This is a genomic window from Oleiagrimonas sp. C23AA (assembly GCF_011759385.1).
In the GTDB taxonomy this organism is placed as follows: Bacteria; Pseudomonadota; Gammaproteobacteria; order Xanthomonadales; family Rhodanobacteraceae; genus Oleiagrimonas.
This window is the reverse complement of record NZ_JAARLY010000007.1, coordinates 230,028-248,450: the sequence shown is the minus strand read 5'-3', so window position 1 is coordinate 248,450 and position 18,423 is coordinate 230,028. Positions and strand designations below refer to the sequence as shown.

At 64.9% G+C, this 18,423-nt stretch carries 15 protein-coding genes; 5 read left to right on the top strand and 10 right to left on the bottom strand.

Going from position 1 to position 18,423, the window contains the following annotated elements:
* Positions 1 to 125: 125 nt before the first annotated feature.
* The 4 genes from HBF24_RS13315 to HBF24_RS13300 all read right to left on the bottom strand — a co-directional run bounded on the left by HBF24_RS13315 (position 126) and on the right by HBF24_RS13300 (position 6,316).
* Positions 126 to 2,660, bottom strand: coding sequence for an exo 1,3/1,4-beta-D-glucan glucohydrolase (locus tag HBF24_RS13315; RefSeq protein ID WP_167173677.1), 2,535 nt, complete (start codon positions 2,658 to 2,660; stop codon positions 126 to 128).
* A 151-nt stretch (positions 2,661 to 2,811) separates the two neighbouring features.
* Positions 2,812 to 3,822, bottom strand: a complete 1,011-nt coding sequence (locus HBF24_RS13310) for a LacI family DNA-binding transcriptional regulator (RefSeq protein ID WP_167173675.1) — start codon at positions 3,820 to 3,822, stop codon at positions 2,812 to 2,814.
* A gap of 153 nt (positions 3,823 to 3,975) precedes the next feature.
* A complete protein-coding gene (locus tag HBF24_RS13305; protein WP_167173673.1) occupies positions 3,976 to 4,485 on the bottom strand; it encodes a peptidylprolyl isomerase in 510 nt (169 codons plus the stop codon).
* Positions 4,486 to 4,576: 91 nt separating this feature from the next.
* The gene (locus HBF24_RS13300; protein ID WP_167173671.1) at positions 4,577 to 6,316 is read right to left on the bottom strand and encodes a 3-hydroxybutyrate oligomer hydrolase family protein; all 1,740 of its coding nucleotides are present in this window, start codon (positions 6,314 to 6,316) and stop codon (positions 4,577 to 4,579) included.
* 227 nt (positions 6,317 to 6,543) lie between these two features.
* On the opposite strand from HBF24_RS13300, the gene HBF24_RS13295 reads away from it, so the two are divergent.
* Positions 6,544 to 7,302: a 3-hydroxybutyrate dehydrogenase gene (locus tag HBF24_RS13295; RefSeq protein WP_167173669.1), complete on the top strand. Its 759-nt coding sequence runs from the start codon at positions 6,544 to 6,546 to the stop codon at positions 7,300 to 7,302.
* An 80-nt stretch (positions 7,303 to 7,382) separates the two neighbouring features.
* Here the strand turns inward: HBF24_RS13295 and HBF24_RS13290 are convergent, their stop codons facing one another.
* Positions 7,383 to 7,889, bottom strand: a complete 507-nt coding sequence (locus tag HBF24_RS13290) for a hypothetical protein (RefSeq protein WP_167173668.1) — start codon at positions 7,887 to 7,889, stop codon at positions 7,383 to 7,385.
* Between the two features lie 271 nt (positions 7,890 to 8,160).
* Here HBF24_RS13290 and typA point away from each other — a divergent pair, with 271 nt between their 5' ends.
* The 3 genes from typA (at position 8,161) to HBF24_RS13275 (ending at position 11,314) form a co-directional block, all read left to right on the top strand.
* Positions 8,161 to 9,993: a translational GTPase TypA gene (gene typA / locus HBF24_RS13285; protein WP_167173666.1), complete on the top strand. Its 1,833-nt coding sequence runs from the start codon at positions 8,161 to 8,163 to the stop codon at positions 9,991 to 9,993.
* A gap of 104 nt (positions 9,994 to 10,097) precedes the next feature.
* Complete coding sequence (locus tag HBF24_RS13280) at positions 10,098 to 10,793, top strand: adenine nucleotide alpha hydrolase (protein WP_167173664.1); 696 nt, start codon at positions 10,098 to 10,100, stop codon at positions 10,791 to 10,793.
* Entirely contained in the window at positions 10,790 to 11,314 is a 525-nt protein-coding gene (locus HBF24_RS13275) for a mismatch-specific DNA-glycosylase (RefSeq protein ID WP_167173662.1), read from the top strand. The genes HBF24_RS13280 and HBF24_RS13275 overlap by 4 nt, the downstream gene beginning before the upstream one ends.
* 136 nt (positions 11,315 to 11,450) lie before the next feature.
* On the opposite strand, the gene HBF24_RS13270 is transcribed toward HBF24_RS13275, so the two are convergent.
* Both HBF24_RS13270 and HBF24_RS13265 read right to left on the bottom strand, forming a co-directional pair.
* Entirely contained in the window at positions 11,451 to 12,896 is a 1,446-nt protein-coding gene (locus HBF24_RS13270) for a cytochrome c (protein ID WP_167173660.1), read from the bottom strand.
* Between the two features lie 2 nt (positions 12,897 to 12,898).
* Entirely contained in the window at positions 12,899 to 13,624 is a 726-nt protein-coding gene (locus HBF24_RS13265) for a c-type cytochrome (protein ID WP_206064330.1), read from the bottom strand.
* Between the two features lie 147 nt (positions 13,625 to 13,771).
* On the opposite strand from HBF24_RS13265, the gene HBF24_RS13260 reads away from it, so the two are divergent.
* A complete protein-coding gene (locus HBF24_RS13260; RefSeq protein ID WP_240922551.1) occupies positions 13,772 to 15,601 on the top strand; it encodes an amidase in 1,830 nt (609 codons plus the stop codon).
* Positions 15,602 to 15,702: 101 nt separating this feature from the next.
* On the opposite strand, the gene HBF24_RS13255 is transcribed toward HBF24_RS13260, so the two are convergent.
* The 3 genes from HBF24_RS13255 to rplQ all read right to left on the bottom strand — a co-directional run bounded on the left by HBF24_RS13255 (position 15,703) and on the right by rplQ (position 18,270).
* Positions 15,703 to 17,088, bottom strand: a complete 1,386-nt coding sequence (locus tag HBF24_RS13255) for a 3-deoxy-7-phosphoheptulonate synthase class II (RefSeq protein ID WP_167173658.1) — start codon at positions 17,086 to 17,088, stop codon at positions 15,703 to 15,705.
* A 102-nt stretch (positions 17,089 to 17,190) separates the two neighbouring features.
* Positions 17,191 to 17,700, bottom strand: coding sequence for a disulfide bond formation protein B (locus HBF24_RS13250; protein WP_167173656.1), 510 nt, complete (start codon positions 17,698 to 17,700; stop codon positions 17,191 to 17,193).
* Positions 17,701 to 17,886: 186 nt separating this feature from the next.
* A complete protein-coding gene (gene rplQ, locus HBF24_RS13245) occupies positions 17,887 to 18,270 on the bottom strand; it encodes a 50S ribosomal protein L17 (protein WP_167173654.1) in 384 nt (127 codons plus the stop codon).
* Positions 18,271 to 18,423: the final 153 nt, after the last annotated feature.

Sequence of the window (18,423 nt, the reverse complement as noted above, 5' to 3'; positions counted from 1 at the left end):
AAACTGAAAGGGCTGAGTCCTGTGCAGTACAGAACCCAGCCCTTGGTGGCTTAGCCGCTTCAACTGTCCAACTTTATGGGGTCAGTTCACGAAGGCCGCCTTTTTTCAGCACTTTGGCATGATCATCAGCGCGACGGGCATGCCATGACGTGATCGGCGTGCGTGCCAAGGCCCACGTGGGTCAGCGAAAGCACCAACCCCTTGGCGCCATGCATCGCGAACGGCACGGTGACATGCTTCATGTCCACGCCATGCTTGGCCAGGCACTTCAGCGGCACCGCCAGCGTGGTCCACTGCCCCGCCGGCAGGCTGGCCAACACATAGCTCACGTCGAGCGAGGCGCCGCACTGCTCACCGCAGCGCATCGCCAGTTGTGCCGAACCGGCATGATCGACGCGCAACGCCATCAGCAAGCGCTCCTCGCCATTGGCCTCGCGACTCATGTCCACTGGCGCGTCGGCGACGATCGACACAGTGCCGCGGCCATTCCAGGTGAAGCGACGGGCATCTTCCTGCGCAGCCTTGTCGACCGCCTGCATGGTGAGCGCACCATCCGCACTGGTCGCATGCGTGGCCTTGGTGGACACGGCCTTGCCATCGGTACCGGCAAGACGCAGCGTCATGCCGGCTTCGGCGTGCCCGCGGGTCAGGTATTCACCACTCTGGGCTTGCGCGCCATGCAGGCCGGAATCTTCCGACAGCGCTGGCAGCTGGCGATGGCTTTCATAGGTAAGGCCATAGCCATATTTGAACAGCGGATCGTAGTGCGCATCGCCTACGTTAACGTGCGTCTGAGTGGCGGTCCGTGGCCAGGAATAGCCCAACTTGCCGTGAAAATCGAACTGCGGCCTGCCGTCGGGCTTGGCCAGCAGCACATCGGCGATGCCCTCGCCTTCCGAGCCGGGCAACCAGGCGGCAACAAACGCATCGGAGGCATTGATCTCAGGATTCACCCACAACGGACGCCCGGAGAGGAACACCGACACCACCTTGATGCCTTGCGCGCGCAGGCGCTTGAGCAAGGCCAGATCCTGCTCGGCATTGGTGGTGAAATCCACGTTCGGTCGGTCACCGTGGAACTCGGCATAGGGATGCTCGCCATAGACCACGATGGCCACATCCGGCTTGTGCTTGAAGTGGCCATCCGGCGCCAGCTCGGCCGAGCCGCCGGCGGCCGTCACCTGCTGCTGAATGCCTTTCCAGATGGAGGTGGCGCCGGGGAAATTGGCATTGGTCGTGCCGCTGCCCTGCCAGGTCAGCGTCCAGCCACCGTTTTGCATCGGCAGGCTGTTGGCGCCCTCGCCAGCAACCAGAATATGCGCCTTGGGCGACACCGGCAGCACATGGCCATTGTTCTTGAGCAGCACCAGCGATTCACGCACGGCCTGGCGGGCGATGGCGCGATGCGCGGCGCTGCCGACCACGTTGAAATGCCCGCCCAGCGGCTGCTGCGACGGCGACCCTTCATGGAACAGACCCAGGCGCATCTTCGCCTTCAGGATGCGCGTCACCGCATCATCCAGGCGCGACATCGCAATGGTGCCGTCCTGCACTGCCTTGAGCGTGCTCTGGTAGAAACCTTTCCAGCTGTCGGGCGCCATCACCATGTCCATGCCGGCATTGATGACGGCCGGACAATCGGTATTGGTGCAGCCGGGCACCTGCCCCTGCGCGTTCCAGTCACCGACGATGAAGCCGCCAAAATGCATGCGCCCTTTCAGCACATCGGTGAGCAGACCCTTGTTGGCGCTCATCTTCTCGCCGTTCCAGCTGGAGAACGAGGCCATCACCGACTGCACGCCTTCGGCCACGGCACGCGGGTAACCCGGGCCGGCGATGGTGCGCAGCTGTGTTTCGCTGACCTCGGCGTCGCCCTGATCCTTGCCATCCTTGGTAAAGCCATCACCCAGGAAGTGCTTGGCGGTGGCGACCACATGCGAGCCATCCAGGAAGTGTTTGCTGCCCGGCTTTCCCTGCAGGCCTTCGACCATGGCGGCGGCATAGTCGGCAACGATTTTCGGATCTTCCGAATAGCCCTCGTAGGTGCGGCCCCAGCGATCATTACGCGGCACGGCAATGGTTGGCGCATAGGCCCAGTTGATGCCGGTGGCGCGCACTTCGGCGGCGGTAGCCGCGCCAATTTTGCGTATCAGCGCCGGATCGCGCATGGCACCCAGGGCGATGTTCTGCGGGAACAGCGTGGCGCCAACCACGTTGTTGTGACCGTGCACGGCATCGATGCCGATCAACAGCGGAATCGCCGGCCCATTGTCCGGGTGCATGGCGGCGCGGGCGTAGCTGTCGGCAAGCGTCAGCCAGGCCTTGGCATCGGCGAAATTCTTGCCGTTGGGCGCCGAATCGCCGCCGGCGAGAATGGCTCCCAGATGGTAGGTGCGCACATAGGCGGGCGTCACCGAGCCGATATCGGCGACGATCACCTGCCCGACCTTCTGGCGCAGGCTCATCTTGGCCAGCAGCGCTTTTACATGGGCATCAAGCCTGGCGTTGTCGGCCAGCGGCCAGGTCACCGATGGCCACTGCGATGGATGCACCTTGGTGGACAACGCCTGCGGTGCGGCCATGGCGCTGGCCGAAAGGCCGGCCACAAAACTGACGCACAGCATCGAAACGACACCCGCACGGGCTCTGGATACAGACATGGTTCCCTCCCTTGGATCGCACGGGGCACCGACCGCCCTCCCCGGCGATGGATAACCCAACGTTATGACTTGCATGCACTATCGGCAAGCATGACAGCGCTGTCAAGGCACCCAGATGCGAGTCCGACGACGCCAACACCCGCAAGCCCGGTTAGGCGTCGCGCTTGCAGCTGGCCGTCGAATCGCGCAACTGCAGCGTATAGGGGACCTGCACCAGCTCGCCGGGCTCACCGTGGCGGATACGCCGCAGCAGCTGCAGGGCGGCGATGCGGCCCATGTCACGGCTGGGTTGACGCACTGTGCTGACCGCCGGCCAGACCTGGCGTGAGATGGGGGTATCGTCGAAGCCGGCTACGGATAAATCCTGCGGCACACGCCAACCTGCATCGGCGGTGGCCCAGATCACGCCGGCGGCCATGTCGTCGTTGGCGGCAAAAATCGCGGTGGGCGGTGAGTCCAGCGCCATCAACTGGCGCGCAGCCGCCACGCCCGACGCAAACGAGAACGCGCCCGGCACCACCCACTCGCTGCGAACGTCGATACCGGCCTCGGCCATGGCCTTGCGGTAACCGGCCAGGCGCAGCTCGCTGCCGCCATGCGCCGGATGGCCAATGACATGCGCGATGCGCCGGTGGCCCAAACGCACCAGATGCGAGGTGATCTCGGCCGCGGCACGGGTTTCATCCATGGTCACGCCGATGCTGCCCTGGATGCGCGAGGACACCGTGGCATACGGCAAATCCAACTGGTCCAGATGCGCCAGCAGTTCGGGATGGTCGGTAATGGGCGGGGTAAGGATCAGCCCATCCGGGCGCTGCTGCCCGATCAGGCTTTGTACGGTGGCGACAAAATCCGGCGCCTGCGAATCCAGCGGCCGCACCATCATGCTGAACTGGTGCGCATCGCAGGCTTCCAGCACGCCACCCTGGATTTCCATCACGTAGTTGGGTGACGGATTGTCGTACAGCAACGCGATCAGGAACGAGCGGTTGGCGGCCAGGCTGCGCGCCGAAGGGTTGGGCCGATAGTCGAGCTTGCGGACCACTTCCAGCACGCGTTCGCGGGTCTGCTCGCGCACGTTCGGTTCGTGGTTGAGTACGCGCGAGACCGTCTTGGTCGATACGCCCGCCTGGCGTGCCACATCCTCGATTCGCGCCCGCATGCCCCCTCCCCTAGGTGTCCGCACGGTGGCGGCTTAGCAGGCACCGACTGGTCGCAAAACCCTTCATGGCGCCACTGAAAGCGATTTCAAAAAGCGGCGCCAACTATGCGTTGACACGGCGGCGATGGCAAGCGCCGCCGTGCCGGCCATGCATCAGCTGCGCTGATCGAGAATGGCGTTCCACTCGTCCAGGCGCTCGCTCATCTTCTCGAGCAGCGCATCGACATCGCCTTCCAGCGACACCGATTCGATCACATCGCCCTGGGTCACGGCGTTGACCACGTCCATGTCGGCATCATCGACCACAGCGCCGAATACGGCGTGCTTGCCGTCCAGCCACGGCGTGGCGGTGTGGGTGATGAAGAACTGGCTGCCATTGGTGCGCGGACCGGCATTGGCCATCGACAGCACGCCGCCACGATCATGACGCAGGCTCGGCTCGATCTCGTCTTCGAAACGGTAGCCCGGGCCACCGCGACCGCTGCCTTCCGGGCAACCGCCCTGGATCATGAAGTCGGGGATCACGCGATGAAAGCTGACGCCATCGTAGAAACCGCGGCGGGCCAGGTTGACGAAGTTGGCCACCGTCAGCGGCGTCTTGTCATCGGCAAGATCCAGACGGATCGGGCCGCGCTGGGTGTTGAGAGTGGCACGAATGCTCATGGGAATCCTTGTGGACGAATGCAGCTTGTGTGGGCGCCGGCACCAGGTCCGGCGGGACCGCTTAGGATACCCGTTTTGCGCCGCCGACACCTCATGGGGCAAGGTCCAGCATGGCCGCACGCAGCGCACCGGCACCGCGTGGCCTGGGCTGTGGCGTGGGCAGCCGCGCCAGCGTTGCCTTGCCCGTGAGCTCGTCCAGGGTGCGATCCAGCGCAGCATAACCGTAGGGCAGTAGCGGCACGTAGCGATCACCAAAACCCGGCAGTGCCAGGAACGCATCAAAGTGCTGCGCGTGCGGTACTTGCCAGTAGCGCGGCGTGCGCCCGGCCTCTTCCAGCCAGTGGATATAAGGCTGGGAGGTGAAGTCAGGCGGCAGCAGACCGTCTTCATCGCCGTGCAGCACCCAGATTGGCAGGTGCTCACGCGGCAGGCGCACGGCCAACGCCGTCACGCCCTCGTGCAAGGCGTGGGCCTGCGCATCGTCACCGGTCCACAACTGGCGCAAGCCGTGTTCGCCGGAAAAATTGGGATCAAACGAAAAATCGGTGCCGCCGATCAGGCTGACACCCTCGCCTGGCGGAATACCCGAGGCATCGGCCCACCAGGCGGCCGCCGTCGAGGCGTCCAGCGGCCCCGGCACGCCGGCCTGCATGGCCACATAGCGAAAGCCACAGGGCATGCGACCGACGGGTCGCCGCAAATACGCCGAGGCATAGCCGGCCCCGAGCGCGCGCCAGATGTCGAAAGCCGGGGTCGAGGCGGCCGTGGCGATCACCTCGCGGCGCCAACCGCTGGCATGCAGCTGCGCTGCCGCCGACTCTGCCTGCGCCGAAGTCGTCACGCCGTCCAGCAGCCCCGCGCCATGCAGGGAGCGGCCACGCTCCATCCAGGACGGCGGCGTCATGCCTCCGGCTCGCGCCAGCGGCACGCGGGCGAAGGCGGAAGCGGTAAGCGCACTGGGCATGTACAGCGCCGCTTCGGTGACGTAATCGAACAACGCCCGACCACGCCCTGGCATATGCACGTTGGGCTCCAGCGCCACCACCGCGTCCAGCAGCCCCGTGTCATCCAGGCCGGCAGCCTGCAGCACCGCGCCACCACCGTTGGACAGACCGGTCGCGATCACCCGCGTGTTCTGTGGTGTGAATGGCGCCTGCTCCGGAAACGCCCGATCGAGCATGGCCAGGCCAAAGTGCGCCGCCTGCAGCACGTGGCGCCCCCAGTCCGCTTCGGGCTGGTCGGTGGAATGGGCGTGTTTGACGGCCACGCCGGCGTCGCCCGGCACAGAGCCGGGGTCGAACTCCAGCGCCGCGCTGCCGGCCACGGCACGCGTGCCCTCCAGCGTGGTGCCAGTACGCGTGGCGGTGTCGAAATATCCAGTGCCAGCGCCCTTGTCGGTATAGGCCACCGCGCAGCCGTGGGTCAGGCCCCAGGCACCGGCTAGCGCAATGCCACCATAGATGCCGCGCGAGCCGGGAGAGGCGGTCACCACCAAACAGCGTGTGCGCGGATCGAATTCATCCGGCACCTGCGCCATCACGCGATGCGGCTGGCAGGCTCCGGGTATCTTGGCGAAGGCGTGAAATTCCTGTCCCGACACCGAAACCACCTGGCCGTAAATACGGCCAAATCCGCCCAGCAAGCCAAGATCGGCAATACCTTTCCATCCTGACTGGATGGCGCGGCGGCGCAATTCCGCAGGCGTGGGCTGCATCGGCTGGACAAAGGGCACCGGCACGCCACGCAGGCCGGCCAGGCCAAGGCCCGCGCTGAGCAAATCATCACCATGGCGATGCTCGGTATGGCGGATGTCACTGACAAGAAAATCCATGCGCGATTCGTGCCTCCTGTGGACAGAACGACGCTGACGCAACCAACGCGCCGCGCAAGGACAGGCCTCAAGGGCCAGTAAAACCACTTTCTGCGCAAATGCACGCGGATGATCCAGCGATTCATCCCGGCCATCGTACATGCCTGAAGACGAATCTCGGCGCTTGGGTTTAATCTTGGCGGGCACGCCTCGCAACACGCCCTCCTCAAGCCCATGCAGGTTCCACGATGACTACCATTCTCATCACCGGCGCCGGCAGTGGTATCGGCGCTGGTATCGCCGGTGCGCTGGCCAGCGCCGATCGCCATATCCTGGTAACCGATCTGAACGTGGAAGCGGCCGAAGCCGTGGCCGCCCAACTGCGCCAGGCCGGCGCACGCGCCGATGCCATGGCCCTGGACGTGGCCAGTGACGACAGCGTCGAAGCGCTGCGCAAGCAGCTTCCCGGCCATGTGGATGTGCTGATCAACAACGCCGGGCTGCAACACGTGGCGCGGCTGGAAGATTTTCCCATGCCCAAGTGGGAGCAGTTGATCGCGGTGATGCTGACCGGTGCGGCACGACTGACCCGCGCCCTGCTGCCGGGCATGCGCCAGCACGGCCACGGACGCATCATCAACATCGGCTCCATCCACTCACTGGTAGCCTCGCGCTACAAGAGTGCCTACGTCGCCGCCAAACATGGCCTGCTGGGCTTTTCCAAGGTGCTGGCGCTGGAAACGGCCGACACCGACATCACCATCAATACGGTGTGCCCGTCGTATGTAAAGACACCGCTGGTGGAAAACCAGATTTCTGCCCAGGCACGCGAGAACGGCATCAGCGAGCAACAGGTGGTCGATGACATCATGCTAAAGCCGATGCCCAAGGGCGTATTCATCAGCATCGAGGAGCTGGCCGGCATCATCGAATTTCTCATCTCGCCGGCAGCGCGCAACATCACCGGGCAAACCCTGACCGTGGACGGCGGCTGGACCGCGCAGTAAGCGCGCGCCTCAAAACCGGCCAAAAAAAGGCGCGCCAGCAAGGCGCGCCCTTTCAAGGTGCAGTGATCGCTTCGCGGCGATTACTGCATGGTGTGAGCCATGTGCTTGTCCATCGGCTTGATGGTGAACGAGCCAAAACCGACACCGATGTCCCAGCCGTTGCCGGTGCCACCGATCGACAGCGTGGTGTCGCCATTGGTCATCACCGCGCCGCGGGCCGACTTGGCCGCGCCGGCATGGGCATCGGCCATGCCATACGAGCCGTTGACGTCGGAAATCTTGTTGACGCCGGTGAACTGGCCGTGGCCGTCGTTGATCTTGTAGGTGCCGGCGGTCAGGCCGCCGCCCTTGGCGTTGATCTTGACGCGCTCGGTCTGGCCGTTGGAGCACTTGACGGTGCCCTTGCCGCTGGCGGTCTTGTAGATCGCCGACCAGCCCTGCAGCGTGAAGCTCATCTCGCAATCGAGCTGCTTGTGATTGGCCATGTTGGGATCGTGCTTGGCGCCGGCAGCCATCGCCGGCGCGGCGCTCAGCGCCGCCATGCCAACCGCAGAAGCCAGGGCCATAGAAAGAGTCTTGATACGCATGTCGGTGCCTCCTTGGTCTTTCCAAATGATGCCGGACCGCCGTGGGGGCGGCGCCGTCCGACCGTGGGGCGCACTCTGGGCGGCCTGCCGTGAACGATGCGTGGGCGTACCCGCGGCCCGATTCAGCCAGCCAAACACAGCCTGACAATGTCCTTGCCGGCCTTGACCGTGTCTTGACGCGAAGGATGTAAAGGCGCCGGAAGCGGTGTATCATTAGGGACTTGCCTTGACTCTTATAGGCGGCGCGGCCGACAGGCGGTGCCGATTTCGCATGTCCATCGAAAAGCTCCGCAATATCGCCATCGTCGCCCACGTCGACCATGGCAAAACCACTCTCGTCGATCAGCTGCTCAAGCAGTCCGGCACCTTGGCCGAGCGCACTGTGCTGGCTGAGCGTGTGATGGACTCGAACGACCAGGAAAAGGAACGTGGCATCACGATCCTGGCCAAGAACACGGCCATCACCTGGCAGGGCAACCGCATCAACATCGTCGACACCCCAGGCCATGCCGACTTCGGCGGCGAGGTCGAGCGCGTGTTGTCGATGGTCGACACCGTGCTGATCCTGGTCGACGCCATGGACGGTCCGATGCCGCAGACGCGCTTTGTGACCCAGAAGGCGTTCGCCATGGGCTTCAAGCCGATCGTGGTGATCAACAAGATCGACCGCCCGGGCTCGCGCCCGGAATGGGTGGTCGAGCAGGTGTGGGATCTGTTTGACCGTCTGGGTGCCACCGAGGAGCAGATGGACTTCCCCATCGTTTACGCCTCGGCCCTGAATGGCTACGCCTCGCTGGACGAAAGCGCCCGCGAAGGCGACATGACCCCGCTTTACGAAGCGATCATGCAGCATGCACCGAAGCCGGAAGTGGACCCGGAAGGCCCGTTCCAGATGCGCATCAGCCAGCTGGACTACAACAGCTTCGTCGGCGTCATCGGCATCGGCCGCATCCAGCGCGGCACGCTGAAGAAGAACATGCCGGTGGCGGTGATCGACCGCGAAGGCAAGAAGCGTCAGGGCAAGGTGCTGCAGGTACTGGGCTTCCTCGGCCTTGAGCGCATCGAGCAGGACGAGGCCGAAGCCGGCGACATCATCGCCATCTCCGGTATTCCGGACCTGACCATCTCCGACACGGTGACCGCCCTGGAAGCGCCCGAGGCGCTGCCGGCGCTGACCGTCGACGAGCCGACCATCAGCATGACCTTCCAGGTCAACAACTCGCCGTTCGTCGGCAACAAGGATCTTTCCGGCGGCAAGTTCCTGACCAGCCGCCAGATCCGCGAGCGCCTGGACCGCGAGAAGGTGCACAACGTGGCCCTGCGCGTCGAGGACGGCTCCGACGCCGACAAGTTCCTGGTCTCCGGCCGCGGCGAGCTGCACCTGTCGGTGCTGATCGAGAACATGCGCCGCGAAGGCTACGAGCTGGCCGTGTCGCGCCCGGAAGTGATCATCAAGGAAATCGACGGCCAGCTGATGGAGCCGTACGAGCAGCTGGTCATCGATGTCGAAGAACACCACCAGGGCCCGGTAATGGAGCGCCTGGGCACGCGCAAGGGCCAGCTCAAGAACATGGAGCCGGACGGCAAGGGTCGTGTGCGCCTGGAGTACCTGATCCCGGCGCGCGGCCTGATCGGCTTCCAGAACCAGTTCAAGACCCTGACCCAGGGTTCGGGCCTGCTGTTCCACGTGTTTGACCACTACGGTCCGAAGGAAGACGGCCAGATCGCCAAGCGCCAGAACGGCGTGCTGATCGCCAACGCGCCGGGCACCACGCCGGCCTACTCGCTGGGTCCGCTGCAGGAGCGCGGCAAGCTGTTCGCCGCCGAGGGCGACTCGGTGTACGAAGGCCAGCTGATCGGCATCCACGCCAAGGACAACGACCTGACCGTGAATGCGATCAAGCCCAAGCCGCTGACCAATATGCGCGCTTCGGGCAAGGATGACGCCATCCAGCTGACGCCGCCGATCAAGTTCTCGCTGGAGCAGGCACTGGACTTCATCGACGACGACGAGCTGGTCGAGGTGACGCCGAAGGAAATTCGTCTGCGCAAGAAGAACCTCACCGAGAACGAGCGCAAGCAGGCCGCCCGCCGCGCCGGCTGACCGCCCGTTACCCGCTGATGCTGACACGGCCGCCGCAAGGCGGCCGTGTCGTATCTGGACCCGGCCGCTTAAGCCATGCCGGCAGGGCCACGTACAATGGCCGCATGAGTCCATCCATTCCCACCCTGCTTTCCTGGAGCGGCGGCAAAGACTGCCTGATGGCGCTGGCGCGGCTGCGGGCCGACCCCCGCTTTGAGCTGGTCGGTCTGCTCAGCACCGTCACCGCCCGTTTCGACCGCGTGGCCATGCACGGCATCCGCCGCGATGTGCTCAAGGCCCAGGCCGAGGCGCTCGGGTTGCCACTGGTCACCGCCGAGCTGGACTGGCCCAGCGCCAACGACGCTTATGAAGCGGCCATCGCCGACGCCCTGGTCCGTGCCCGCACGCGCTGGTCGGCTCTTGCACACATCGCCTTTGGCGACCTGTTTCTTGAAGACGTGCGCGCCTATCGCGAACAGCAACTGACGCGCCTGGGTTGGCAGGGCGTGTTCCCGATCTGGGGCGAGGACACCGCGAATCTCGCCCGGCGCTTCGTGGAGGAAGGCCATCGCGCGGCGCTGGTCTGCGTCGATACTCAACAGCTGGCTGCCACGTTCTGCGGCCGTGAGTTTGATCACACCCTGCTCGATACACTGCCCGAGGGCGTTGATGCCTGCGGCGAAAACGGTGAATTTCACACGCTGAGCTGGGGTGGCCCGCTGTTTTCTCACGACATCGCCGTGCAGCGCGGAACATCGGTATTGCGCGATGAGCGCTTCCAATACACCGACTTTCTGCTGACGGACGGCGCGGCCGGATGAGCCGGCCGGGCATTCTTCCCGATGTACTGGCCCCCGGCCTTCGCGTGGTGTTCTGCGGCACCGCTGCCAGCGCGCGCTCGGCCGCCGAACGCGCTTACTACGCCCATCCCGGCAACCGCTTCTGGCCCACCCTGCACGCGATTGGCCTGCTGCCCGAGCCCTGGCCTGCGGCGCGTTATGAGGAAGTGCTGACCCTGGGCATCGGCCTGACCGATCTGGCCAAGCACCATTCGGGCAACGATGATCAGCTTCCCGCCGATGCCTTCGATCGCGTCGCCCTGGAGGCCCGCATCCGCGCCCACGCACCGGGCGTGTTGGCCTTCACCAGCAAGAATGCCGCGAAAGGCTTTATGGGGCGCCCGGTCGATTACGGCTGGCAACAAGACACCCTGGGCCCGACGCGCCTGTATGTGCTTTGCTCGCCGTCCGGCCAGGCCCGTCGCGCCTGGCGCATCGAGCTTTGGCAGCAGCTGGCCGAGGCCCTGCCGCCGCTCCCTTCTGACGGAAACGGGCAGGTGTAGATTCGCGGCGTAACGCCTGCCGCACATCCTTACCGCCAGGCTGACGCGCGTATTACGAGAGGAATGAGTCGGCCACGCTCACGCACAAAAAACGGCCCGGAAAACCGGGCCGTTTTTTATCACAACGCCGAGCCGCTTACGGGCCGTCGTTGGAGCGGTACTTGCGCACCGTCTGCGGCGATACCGGCGAGGCCTTGTTGCTCCAGGCCTGGCGGATATAGGTGACCACCGAGGCCACGTCCTTGTCCGACAGGTCCTGAGCAAACGGCGGCATCGAGAACGGACGCGGATAGGTCTGGGTAGTGACCTCGAAGCCGCCCAGCAACACGATGCGGATCGGGTTCACCGGATTCGGCGCCAGCACCGAGGCGTTGCCGTTCAACGGCGGATAGATGTGCTCCACACCGTTGCCGTTGCTCTGATGGCAGCGCGCGCACTTGTGCTCGTAGATGTCCTTGCCGTGATGGACCATCTCGTCGACCAGCGCCTCGGGCGGCTCGACCACGGCGCCACGCTCCTTGGTCGGCTGCGGCGGCAGCGACTTCAGGTACACGGCAATCGCCTTCAGGTCGGCATCGGTCATGTACTGCATGGAGTCCTGCACCACCTCGGCCATCGGGCCGTAGACCGTACCCTTGGACGAACGACCGGTCTTGAGCAGATCGACGATGTCCTTCTCGGTCCAGCCTTCCAGACCACCATGCGGCGCAGTGCTGAGGTTGGGCGCGTACCAGTTCTGGATCGGGATCATGCCGCCAGCCAGCGCCTCGTCCTTCTCGGTGCCGCCCAGCGCGTTGCGCTGCGTATGGCACTCGCCGCAGTGACCCAGGCCTTCGACCAGATACGCACCGCGGTTCCACTCCTTGGATTTCTTCGGGTTCGGCTTGAACTCGCCCTTGTCGAAGAACATCATGCGCCAGCCCAGCAGCGCTTCGCGCTGATTGAACGGGAAGGCCATGCCCAGCGGCGTGTTCTTGCGCTTGACCGGCTTCACCGAACGCAGGTAGGCGTAGATGTCCGAGACATCCTCTTTGCTCACCTTGGTGTACGAGGTGAACGGGAAGGCCGGGTACAGATACTCACCGTGACGGTTGATACCGTTGTGGATGGCATTCCACAGGTCCTTCTCGGTCCACTTGCCGATGCCGGTTTCATCATCCGGGGTGATGTTGGGCGTGTAGATGGTGCCGAACGGCGTCACCATCGGCAGGCCACCGGACAGCGGCTTGCCACCGGCCACCGAGTGACAGGCAATGCAGTCACCGGCGCGCATCAGGTATTCGCCGCGCTTGACCTTGGCCAGCTGCTTGGGATCGGTGATCTTGATCTGCTCGGGCTCGGCGCTGGGACCCAGACGGGTGGGTCGGTCCGGGCCCTGCGAGCTGCCGGCCGGCGCCGGCCACATCGGGCCATCGCCCAGGGCGGCCGGCGTCTTGGCCGCAGCAGCGCCGGTATCGGAAGCGGCGGTCACCGGGTGTTCGGCAGCAACCACCATCCAGGTCACGCCGGTTCCCACCAGCGCCACCGCCAGGCCCACCGCCAGGCGCGAGCCGTAACGTCGAAGGTTTGCGTACATGGCCATCCTCAGTTCTCCTGGCTGCCGCACGTCATGGGCGTATGCACCGAGCCTGCCGGCGCCGGGCGCGCGCTGGCATCCGCGGTTTGCGAAGCCAGCCAGCCGGACACCGCACTGATGTCGGCAGGGCTGAGCTTGGCGGCCACCTTGGCCATGCAATCGGGCTTGTTGGCGGCGCGGGTATCGGTCTGCCAGGCACCGATCTGCGCGCTGATGTATTCATACGGCAGGCCGACCAGACCCGGAATGCCCGGCTCCACTCCATGCAGCTGCTTGCCGTGGCAGGACGAGCAGGCCGGAATGCCCTTGGACGGGTCGCCCTCGCTGACCAGCTGCTTGCCGCGCGCCATGGCCTTGTCCGACAGCTTCGGCGGATGGGTGTCGGGGAAGTCCGGGTGCTTGTTGGCAAAGTACTCGGCAATCTCATGCAGGTACTTGTCCGACAGCGGACGCACCATGTACTCCATGGGCGCATATTCCCGACGGCCATCACGGAAGTTGAGCAACTGGTGATACAGATACTCGGCCGGCTTGCCACCGATGCGCGGGTAGAAGCCGTTGGCTCCGCCCTGGCCCTGCTCGCCGTGGCACATGGCGCAGGACTCGACACGCTGCTTGAGCGTATTGGTGACCGGGTGGGACAGATCGGCGGCATGAACCGGAAGCACGAACAGACAGGCAACCGGCAGCATCCGCCCGATTTGACGGGTTATCTGGCGCAACAAGGTGTTCACTTCTGTCTCCGAGAGACGGGCTGGTGTCTGGGCAGACTGCAACCTGTCCAGACGGGGCAAACCCCAATTGTAACCCGAACTGACGTTGGTAACATGGTGTCGAATTGTCGCGGATGCGCTTTTTTCGCTTCCCTGGGGAAATTTTTCATGTTAAGCACGCGTGCCTTGCTGGCTGCAGGCCTTATGGCTGCGGCGTTTTCTGCCGATGCGAAGACGCCAACACCGGCGCCGGCCCCTTCGTCGACGAGGCCTTATCTGGCCTCGATCGATACGCTCGAATCGAGCATGCGCTCGGGCAAGGTCAGCTCGCTGGAACTGACGCAGGACTTCATCGAGCGCATAGCCACGCTGGACCAGGCCGGTCCCGCCGTCAACTCCGTGATCGAATTGAACCCCGATGCCCTGGAGATTGCCCGCCGTCGCGACAGCGAGCGGGCGGCCGGCAAGTCCGCGCCATTGCTGGGCATTCCGGTGCTGATCAAGGACAACATCGATACCGCCGACCGCATGCAGACCACGGCAGGCTCGCTGGCCATGGTTGGCGCACCGGCGCCGGCCGATGCGACCATCGTCGCCAAGCTGCGCAAGGCCGGCGCGGTACTGCTGGGCAAGACCAACCTTTCTGAATGGGCCAACTTCCGCTCCACCCACTCGAGCAGCGGCTGGAGCGGGCGCGGCGGACAGACACACAACCCCTATGTGCTCAATCGCAATCCCTGCGGCTCGTCCTCGGGCTCCGGCGCCGCCGTGGCGGCCGGCTTTGCCACGGTAGCCATCGGCACCGAGACCGACGGCTCGGTGATCTGCCCGTCGGCGGCCAATGGCATTGTCGGTATCAAGCCGACGCTTGGCCTGGTCAGCCGCGCCGGCATCATCCCTATTTCGCACAGTCAGGACACGGCCGGTGCCATGGCGCGCAACGTCGCCGATGCTGCCGCGCTACTCAGCGTGATGGCCGGCAGCGATCCGCGCGACCCGGCCACCGCCGAGGCCGACCAGCACGCCACCGATTACACGCGCTTTCTGGACAAGCAGGCCCTGAAAGGCAAGCGCATCGGCGTGGTCCGCGCGCTGGCCGGCTACGACCCGAACGTCGACCGCATTCTGGAGCGCAGCATCGCCGCCCTGCGCCAGGCCGGCGCGATCATTGTCGATCCGGTGAAGCTGCCGCATCTGCACGACTTCGGTGCCGCGGAAAACACCGTGCTGCTGTATGAGTTCAAGCATGACCTGAACGCTTATCTGGCCACGCGCCGTGGCCTGCCGGTAAAAACCCTGGCTGACCTTATTGCCTACAACAAGGCGCACGCAGCAGAGGAAATGCCCTGGTTCGGCCAGGAGCTGTTCCTGCAAGCGCAAGCCAAGGGCCCACTCACCGACAAGGCCTACGCCGACGCGTTGGCCGAGGCCAAGCGTCTGTCCGGACCGGAAGGCATCGACGCCGCGCTGAAGGCGAACCAGCTTGATGCCCTGTTGGCGCCAACCCAGGGCCCGGCGTGGGTGACCGATCATGTCGATGGCGACCACGTCGCCGGTGCCGGTTACAGTGCGGCCGCCGTGGCCGGATACCCGTCCATCACGGTGCCGGCCGGATACGTGCACGGCCTGCCGGTCGGCATGCTGTTCTTCGCCGGCAAGTGGAGCGAGCCCAAGCTGATTGGCATGGCGTATGCGTTCGAGCAGGCCACGCACGTCTGGCACGCACCGCGCTTTCTGGCCACCGCTCCAGCGCAGGACACCCAGCCCACAGCCGGCGGCGGCGCACTGGACCATGCCGACGCCGACGATCCGGGTGATGAGGACACCCCGCCCGCCGACGGCAGCTCGCCTGACGACGATGCCGCTGCCGCCTCCGGTGCCTCCGAAGCTGCGAACGGCAACGGAACGCCGTCGAAGACTGCGCCACCGCGCTCCACCAGCTCCAGCTCCAGCTCCAGCTCCAGCTCCAGCTCCAGCTCCAGCTCCAGCAGTCACTGAAGCACGCGCCACGAACAAACACAAACGGCGCCGACACATTCATGCCGGCGCCGTTTGGCTTCTACTGTTAGAGCCCTCGTCGGCGGCCAGACACCGCCAGCTCAGACGCGGATGCGGCCACCGGACTTGCGCACAATCTGCATCGCCAGCTCCAGCGACTGCTCGTAGTTCAGGCGCGGATCGACGCTGGACTTGTAGGCGCGCTCCAGATCCGTCTCGGAAAGATCGCGTGCACCGCCCATGCACTCGGTCACATCCTCGCCGGTCAGCTCCAGATGCACGCCTCCCAGTCGCGTACCGGCAGCGGCGTGGATATCGAAGGCCTGATCCACCTCGCTGCTGATGTTGGCAAAGCGACGCGTCTTGTAGCCATTGGAAGTGGGCTCGGTGTTGCCATGCATCGGATCGGCAATCCACAGCACGCGACGGCCGGAGGCTTTCACCGCCTGCAACAACGGCGGCAACTTCTCGGCGATCTTGTCCGCGCCCATGCGATGGATCAGGGTCAACCGGCCAGGCTCGTCGTCCGGATTCAGCGCCTCGACCACGCGCATCAGCTGATCGGGCGTCACCGTCGGCCCCACCTTCAGCCCGATGGGGTTGCGGATACCGCGGCAATACTCCACGTGCGCGCCATCCAGGGCCGCGGTGCGCATGCCGATCCACGGAAAATGCGTGCCCAGGTTGAACCAGCCCCACTGTCGCGGCACGCGGCGCGTCTGCGCCTGCTCGTAGTGCAGCAGCAACGCCTCGTGCGAGGTGTAGAAATCCACGCGCTGGAAGCTTTCGATCGCGCCGCCGGCCAGCGTCTCCATGAAACGCAGCGACTGGCTGATGCCTTCGACCATGTCGCGGTACTCGCCGGCCAGCGGCGAATGCTCGACCCAGGCCAGATCCCAGTATTCGGGATGATGCAGGTCGGCGAAACCACCGTCGACCAGCGCCCGGGTAAAATTCATGGTCATCGCCGAATGCGCGTGCGCCTCGATCAGGCGGCGCGGGTCAGCGCGGCGCGCCTCGGCCTCGAATGCCGGCTGATTGACGATGTCGCCGCGATAACTGGGTAGCGTGACGCCATCACGGGTCTCGGTGTCGGCCGACCGCGGCTTGGCATATTGGCCGGCAAACCGGCCCACGCGCACCACAGGCAGCTTCATGCCGTGCACCAGCACCAGGCTCATCTGCAGCAGCACTTTCAGGCGGTTGGTGATGATCGCAGACTGGCAATCGGCAAAGCTTTCGGCGCAATCGCCCCCCTGAAGCAGGAAGCAGCGCCCCTCCTGGGCATCGGCCAGGCGCTGCTTGAGCGCCAGGATCTCCCAGGAAGTGACCAGCGGCGGCAGCCCGGAAAGCTGCGTCAGCGCACCTTGCAGTGCCTCGCCATCCTCGTAGCTTGGCTGCTGCACGGCGCGGTAGCGTTGCCAGGAGTCGGGCGCCCAGTTCTGCGGTTCACGCACACTCTTCAAGGCAGGTTCGGGACGCGACATGATCGTGGGGCACTCGGCAACAGAAAGGGAAACGTGGCCATGATACGCCCTGGCCGCCCCGACCCAAATGCCCAAGCGCCATGAGCGAGTCGCCCTATTCGCTCAGCGCCGCGCGCGAGCGGCCGCCCACAGCACCGCCACTCCCAGAATCACAAACCAGATCAGGGCCCACCACGGCATCGACAGGCCGAGAATGGGTTGCACCTTGGCGCACTCGCCGGAACCGGACAGCACCTTCACCAGCACACCGACAAAGCCGCCGTTGGCGCCGCGCGTCTCCAGCATGTAGCCCAGCGGCGCACCGCAGCTGGGCACCTGATCGGGCGGCAGCGACTGGATCCAGAGATGGCGCCAGGAGATGCCCACGCCAATGGCGGCCACCAGGGCAATCAGCCCCGCCCATACCCAGCGGCCCCAGGCGCGAGGACCGTGGGCGCCGGCGACCAAAAACAACAAACCCAGGCCGATGAACACGACACGCTGCAAGATACACAGTGGACATGGGTCCATGCCGAGCTGGTACTGCGCATATAGCGCGAACGCAATCAGCGCGGCGCAGATCACAAAACCGGCAAGGCAAATGGCGCGAAATGAAGTGAGCAGGCGGGTCATGGCAGAGGCGTGGCACCGAGCAAAATGGACACGCCACCATAGCCCGACCCGCGCCGCCTGTCAGCCATCACCGCGTGCGCCTGCACCTTACACACGTCAACGCATTATCGCCGCGCAAAAAAAAGCCCCGGCGCCTTAGGCAGCCGGGGCTCTTCAACACGTTTAACGTGTGTAGCGACGGAACGCTTAGTCCTCGTCGGCTTCAACCGCCTGCGGGCGGTCGACCAGCTCGACGTAGGCCATCGGCGCGTTGTCGCCGTCGCGGAAACCGCACTTGAGAACGCGCAGGTAACCACCCGGACGCTCCTTGTAACGCGGGCCCAGCGCGTTGAACAGGTTGCCCACCGCTTCCTTGTCGCGCAGGCGCGAGAAAGCCAGACGACGGTTGGCGACGCTGTCGGTCTTGGCCAGCGTGATCAGCGGCTCGGCGACGCGGCGCAGTTCCTTGGCCTTGGGCAGCGTGGTCTTGATCAGCTCGTGCTTGAACAGCGACGCGGCCATATTGCGGAACATCGCCTGGCGATGGCTGCTGGTGCGATTGAACTTACGGCCAGATTTCTGGTGACGCATGATGAAAACTCTCTAGTCTGTTGTTATGGGATGCCGGCAACACAAGGCGCGACATCCCGCGGGTTTCCCGCTATGGCCCATCCACTCGTGGTGGACGGTTCTATCAAGAGTGCGGCCGTCAACGACCGTCTATTTCAACGACATGGCGAGAGC

Coding starts and splice junctions, on each gene's coding strand:
- HBF24_RS13260 (WP_240922551.1), top strand. CDS start 13,772: ATGTTAAGCACGCGTGCCTTGCTGGCTGCAGGCCTTATGGCTGCGGCG.
- HBF24_RS13280 (WP_167173664.1), top strand. CDS start 10,098: ATGAGTCCATCCATTCCCACCCTGCTTTCCTGGAGCGGCGGCAAAGAC.
- typA (WP_167173666.1), top strand. CDS start 8,161: ATGTCCATCGAAAAGCTCCGCAATATCGCCATCGTCGCCCACGTCGAC.
- HBF24_RS13310 (WP_167173675.1), bottom strand. CDS start 3,822: ATGCGGGCGCGAATCGAGGATGTGGCACGCCAGGCGGGCGTATCGACC.
- HBF24_RS13275 (WP_167173662.1), top strand. CDS start 10,790: ATGAGCCGGCCGGGCATTCTTCCCGATGTACTGGCCCCCGGCCTTCGC.
- HBF24_RS13250 (WP_167173656.1), bottom strand. CDS start 17,700: ATGACCCGCCTGCTCACTTCATTTCGCGCCATTTGCCTTGCCGGTTTT.
- HBF24_RS13290 (WP_167173668.1), bottom strand. CDS start 7,889: ATGCGTATCAAGACTCTTTCTATGGCCCTGGCTTCTGCGGTTGGCATG.
- HBF24_RS13300 (WP_167173671.1), bottom strand. CDS start 6,316: ATGGATTTTCTTGTCAGTGACATCCGCCATACCGAGCATCGCCATGGT.
- HBF24_RS13315 (WP_167173677.1), bottom strand. CDS start 2,660: ATGTCTGTATCCAGAGCCCGTGCGGGTGTCGTTTCGATGCTGTGCGTC.
- rplQ (WP_167173654.1), bottom strand. CDS start 18,270: ATGCGTCACCAGAAATCTGGCCGTAAGTTCAATCGCACCAGCAGCCAT.
- HBF24_RS13305 (WP_167173673.1), bottom strand. CDS start 4,485: ATGAGCATTCGTGCCACTCTCAACACCCAGCGCGGCCCGATCCGTCTG.
- HBF24_RS13270 (WP_167173660.1), bottom strand. CDS start 12,896: ATGGCCATGTACGCAAACCTTCGACGTTACGGCTCGCGCCTGGCGGTG.
- HBF24_RS13255 (WP_167173658.1), bottom strand. CDS start 17,088: ATGTCGCGTCCCGAACCTGCCTTGAAGAGTGTGCGTGAACCGCAGAAC.
- HBF24_RS13295 (WP_167173669.1), top strand. CDS start 6,544: ATGACTACCATTCTCATCACCGGCGCCGGCAGTGGTATCGGCGCTGGT.